This window comes from Thermus aquaticus, from assembly GCF_001280255.1.
Lineage (GTDB): Bacteria > Deinococcota > Deinococci > Deinococcales > Thermaceae > Thermus > Thermus aquaticus.
In genome coordinates, this window is sequence record NZ_LHCI01000095.1 from 1 (window position 1) to 1,160 (window position 1,160).

Genomic DNA, 1,160 nt, shown 5'->3' on the forward strand with positions numbered 1-1,160 from the left:
GGAGGTACTTGCCCAAGGGCCAGGCCCTTTCCGCCAGGAGGTAGGGGCCGCCCAGCCTCCCCTCCACCCGGTAGGCCTTCTTGGGCTCCAGGCGGGCGGCGAAGCCCCGGGCCCGCTTGAGGCCCACTTTGAAGCCCTCGCCCCCCTTGGGGAGGATGAGGAGGACCAGCCTTTCCCGGTCGGCGTAGAGGAGGACCCCCTGGACCACGGCCTGGGGCCCCTCGTAGGGCTCCCTTAGGCGGCTGGCCACCTGGAGGGAGAGGATCCTTCCCCCCTCGTCGGTGCGGGGCCAGAGGGCGAAGACGCCCTCCCCCGCCTCCCCCTGGGGGTCCTTGAGGGCCTTGCCCCCCAGGGCCACCGGCACCCCCCGGGGGAGCCTCTCCGCGTGGAAGAGGCCCTCCCTCAGGACGCCGGGGAGGAAGAGGACCGCCTGGTGGGGCGGGTGCGGGGGGCGCTTCTCCCGCCGCTCCTCCCCCACGCCTTCCCTCGTCCCTTCCTCCCCCGCGGGGAGGGCTTCCTGGGCCTCCACGGGCTCCGCCATCCCTTCCATCCTAGGCCCCTACCGCCGCCAGAAGGCCCACCAGGGCCGCCGGGGCCTGGGGGCCTCCAGGGCCTTCAGGCTCTCCCGCAGGGCCTGGTTCTCTGCCCTCAGGGCGGCAAGCTCCCCCTCCACCCGCTCCAGGCGCTCCAGGAGGGCCCGGAGGAGGGCCAGGGCCTCCTCCCCAGAAGCTTGGGTGGCGAGGGGCGGGGGTGGGGGGAAGGCCCCTTCCGCCCCCGACGCCTCCTTGACCTGCAGGAGGGCTTCCCGCAGGGGGATGCCCTCCGCCTTGGCCCGCCCCCGGGCCTCCGCCAGGAGGCCCAGCACCCCCTCGGGCCAAAGCCGCCCCCCGCCCGCATCCCTGGGAAGGGGGTGCAGGACCTCCTCCACCAGGGCCGCCATGCGCCGCAGGGTGGCGGGGGAGACCCCCAGGATCCGGGCCGCCTGCCAGGGCGCGTAAAGGGTGGGGTCCACGGGGCCAGGATACCCCGCCTGACGGGGTGAGCGCTCGCCCAGCCATCCCTTCGATTGCCTGAACGCTCACCGCTCGGGAAAGGCGCTGAGCGCTGAGCGGGGGGGTGCTCACCCCCCTTTGCCCGGGCCAAAAGCCCTTTGGGGCCGG

The 1,160-nt window shown here is 74.7% G+C and carries 1 protein-coding gene and 1 pseudogene; both read right to left on the reverse strand.

Going from position 1 to position 1,160, the window contains the following annotated elements:
- Positions 1-550 (reverse strand): annotated as a pseudogene (locus BVI061214_RS00645) (hypothetical protein); the annotation flags it as partial.
- Positions 551-559: 9 nt separating this feature from the next.
- Positions 560-1,012: a MerR family transcriptional regulator gene (locus BVI061214_RS00650; protein ID WP_003049650.1), complete on the reverse strand. Its 453-nt coding sequence runs from the start codon at positions 1,010-1,012 to the stop codon at positions 560-562.
- Between the last annotated feature and the right edge of the window lie 148 nt (positions 1,013-1,160).